Origin of the sequence: Devosia sp., from assembly GCF_040509215.1 — a bacterium.
Classification (GTDB): Bacteria; Pseudomonadota; Alphaproteobacteria; order Rhizobiales; family Devosiaceae; genus Devosia.
On the sequence record NZ_JBEVLL010000014.1, the window covers coordinates 1 to 3748 of the forward strand.

The window sequence follows — 3748 nt, forward strand, 5'->3', positions numbered from 1 at the left end:
AGGCCGGGGGCCATCTCACGATTATTGGGAGTCGCCGTATCGTTTGGGCTGCGGCATCTCAGGATGGGCCCCGGCCTGCGCCGGGGTGACATCGAGTGTGTTGGAGGCGCGGACGCTCTTACTCCGCCAGCGCGAATTCCAGCAGCAGGTGGCGCTGCCAGTCGTTGAAATTGTTGTCCGAGCCCATGAAAATCCGGGTCTCCCCGCCGGGCGTGACGTGCACCATGATCGACTCCATATTGTCGATCTCGGCGCCTTCGGCAGAGAGCAAAAGTTCGCCCTGCATCAGATTGCCGGGGCGGACCTCGGCGGCGGGAATGCGGCGGAGGTTCATGACGAAGCTGAAAAGGGCGACGCCGCGTTCGAGCACAAGCAGGTCGCCATTGGGCAAGAAGGCGCAGTCTGTCGGATTGACCACCGGCGAATTGACATAGGCAACCGGGCCCTTGTCGTTCTGGCCGAGGAAATGCCCGCGATGGTTGCCGTTCTCGTCGAGCGCCTCTTCGGTCAGCAGCAGGGTCGAGCCGGCGATGGGCGAGGCAGGCGGGGCGATGCAGATGGCTTCGAGCGACTTGTTGGTCCTCAAGTCGGTCAGCCAGTCGGGAATGGTGATTTCGCGGGCGGGGCCGCCGGGGCGGCTGTCGGTGATGGCAAAGTCGGCGACGCGGGTGAGGTTTTCAAAGCTCACACGCACGGCCACAGGCACGCCGTCGCGAAGCACCGTATCCATGCCCTCGGCGTCGCGGGCATACTGGCGGGGCAGGGGGGCGCCGCCGGAATTCTGGATGGGGTCCATGGTGACCCCGATGAGGCTGAGGAGCCGATCGTCCTGGTCATAGGCGAGCTTGCCGGAGACGAACTGGCCGCGGTCGGTGACGAAGGCGATGTTCTGGTCGGGGCCGGTGGTGGTGACGCTCGAGAGACCGCCGAACATGTCGTCCTGCGATTGCAGGGTCAGTCCGCCGCGGAAGATCAGCTTCCCCACGGGCTCGTCGAGCCCGACGCCCTTGAAGCGCGTGACCTGGGCCGACGTCACCGTGACGTCGACCGCCAGAGCGGGCTGGGCCAATAGCGCAAGGCAGGCTATCGGGGCCCAGCGCCGCAGCATCAGCGACCGCGCCGCCTTGCGGGCCCGGGCATTTCTTCGTCGAAGAGTGCGGCCAATTCGTCGGTCAGGGCGCCGGCCAGTTCCTCGGCATCGAGCAGGGTCACGGCGCGACGATAGTAGCGCGTCACATCGTGGCCGATGCCGACGGCGACGAGCTGGATCGGCGAGCGGGTTTCGATGTCCTCGATGACCTGACGCAGGTGGGCTTCGAGATAATTGCCGGCGTTGACCGACTGGGTGCTGTCATCGACCGGCGCACCATCCGAAATCACCATCAGGATGCGGCGCTGTTCGGGACGCGACATCAGGCGCTTGCGCGCCCATTCGAGTGCCTCGCCGTCGATGTTTTCCTTCAGGAGCCCCTCGCGCATCATCAGGCCCAGGTTACGCCGCGCATGGCGCCATGGCTCGTCGGCGGCCTTGTAGATGATGTGGCGCACGTCATTGACGCGACCGGGATTGGCGGGGCGATTGGCTTCGAGCCAGGCTTCTCTAGATTTGCCGCCCTTCCAGGCGCGGGTGGTGAAGCCGAGGATTTCGACCTTCACGCCGCAACGCTCCAGCGTGCGGGCGAGAATGTCGCCGCAGATGGCCGCGATGGTGATCGGGCGGCCGCGCATGGAGCCGGAATTGTCGATCAGCAGCGTGACGATGGTGTCGCGGAAATCGGTGTCGTTCTCGACCTTGAAGCTGAGAGCCTGCATGGGGTCGGTCACGACGCGGGTGAGGCGTGCGGTGTCGAGGAGACCCTCTTCGAGGTCGAACTGCCAGGAACGGTTCTGCTTCGCCATCAGGCGGCGCTGCAGCTTGTTGGCAAGGCGCGCCACGGCACCGGCGAGGTTTTCGAGCTGCTTGTCCAAGAGACCGCGGAGTTGGTCCAGCTCGTCGGGCGGGCAGAGTTCAGCCGCCTTCACCACTTCGTCGAACTTGGTGGTGAAGACCTTGTACTGGAACTGGTTCGACAGCCGCTCGCCGCCGTCCTTTGCCGGAGGCGGCATGGGCGCGTCTTCGCCGGCTTCAGATTCGGCGTCGTCGTCGACATCGGCCATGTCGGCTTCCATGCCTTCGACATCGCCGGTTTCTTCGCTTTCGCCGGACTGCTGGTCTTCTTCCGATTCAGCCTGCTCGTTCTCGCCTTCGCCCTGTTCGGGCGACTGGTCGGAGCCCTGAGCCTGTTCGGGCTGGCTGTCGTTGGCGTCGTCCTCGTCCGACGCGTCCGGATCTTCCATGTCGCTTTCAGCGATCAGGTTGAGATCGCGCAGCACGGCCCTGACGGCCTTGGAGAAATCTTCCTGGTTCTCATAGGTCGAGAGCAGCTTGTCGATGGATGTCGAGGCCTTCGCTTCCACCTCCTTGCGCCAGAGATCGACCAGCGCGTGCCCCGAGGGCGGCACCGGGACACCAGCGAGCTTTTCGCGCAGCATCAGGCCCAGCGCTTCAGCGAGCGGGGCCTCGTTCTTGTCGTCGACTTCGGCGAAATTGGCGCGGAAGAGCCGGTCTTCCAGCATTTCGTGGATGTTGCCGGACATGCCCGGCATGCGGATGACACCCAAAGATTCGACACGGGCCTGCTCCAGCGCGTCGAAGGCGGCGCGGGCCTGCGGGTCCATCGGACTACGCTTGCGGTGCGTATCGGGGTCGTGGCTGGCGAGCCGCATGGCCATGGCATCGCCTTGCCCACGGGCAATGGCGATATCGCGCTTGGTGGGCAGCCGCGGCAGGTTGGCGAGGCGGGCCTTGTCCGAGGTCAGCAGCGGCCGGTCGGCAGTAAAGGTGACTTCGAGCTCTGCCTTGGCACCAATGGCGCGCACCGTGGCGCCCATGGCCGATTTGAAGGCCTGGGTCTGGTCGGGCTTGTTGGGCTTGCTGCGCGGGGGAGTTGCCATGATTGGATACCGTTAGGGCTTGGAGGCCGCGTGTGTGGCGAAGAGCAGGAACATGGGCTCGTAGCGTTCCTTCTCCCATTCGGGATGGGCAGCGATATCATCGTCGCTCGCGGCCCATTCCTCAATGGCGTCGAGCTCGAAGCCGGCGCGCTTGAGAGCCATGATCGTGGTCGAGATCAGGCGATGATATTTTACGATATTGTCCGCGATCCAATTGGTGCGGCGTTCGCCTTCGCGCAGATATTCGGCAATGGCTGCGACCTGGCGGCCGCTGGCATCGGTGACGAATTCTGGATTGGCGCGCGCGGCGAAAACCGGGTGCTCCATGGAAAACACGAAGCGGCCGTCTTCGCGAACAGCTTTTCGCACGCGGGCGAGGAAGGCGTCGAAATCGGCGAGGTAGTGGACGGCGAGCGAGGAAAAGACCAGGTCAAACTGGTCGGTGCCGAGATGTGCCGTTTCAAGATCGGCGCGGGCGAGGGTCACCGGCAGGCCGGCGCAGTTCTTCTGCGCTTCGGCCAGCATCTTTTGCGAGAGATCGAGCCCGGTCACATGGGCAGCGCCTTCGGCCACGGCCCAGCGGGCGAAATAGCCAAAGCCGCAGCCGAGATCGAGAACTTTGAGGCCCGCCATGGGCGGCAGCATGGCGCGAAGGTGCGGCCATTCGGCAGCGGCGCCAAGTCCCTGCGCCGAGCGCGGGAACTGGCGATAGCCTTCGAAGAAGGCCGCATCATCATAGATGTTCTGGGCCATG

The 3748-nt window shown here is 64.6% G+C and carries 3 protein-coding genes; all 3 read right to left on the reverse strand.

What is annotated here, in order from left to right; genetic code table 11:
• Positions 1 to 118: 118 nt before the first annotated feature.
• Positions 119 to 1108, reverse strand: coding sequence for an esterase-like activity of phytase family protein (locus tag ABW043_RS00685; RefSeq protein ID WP_353919321.1), 990 nt, complete (start codon positions 1106 to 1108; stop codon positions 119 to 121).
• Entirely contained in the window at positions 1108 to 2994 is a 1887-nt protein-coding gene (gene cobT / locus ABW043_RS00690) for a cobaltochelatase subunit CobT (protein ID WP_353919322.1), read from the reverse strand. The genes ABW043_RS00685 and cobT overlap by 1 nt, the downstream gene beginning before the upstream one ends.
• Positions 2995 to 3006: 12 nt before the next feature.
• On the reverse strand, positions 3007 to 3748 hold a 742-nt coding region (locus ABW043_RS00695; protein WP_353919323.1), incomplete at its 5' end, for a class I SAM-dependent methyltransferase.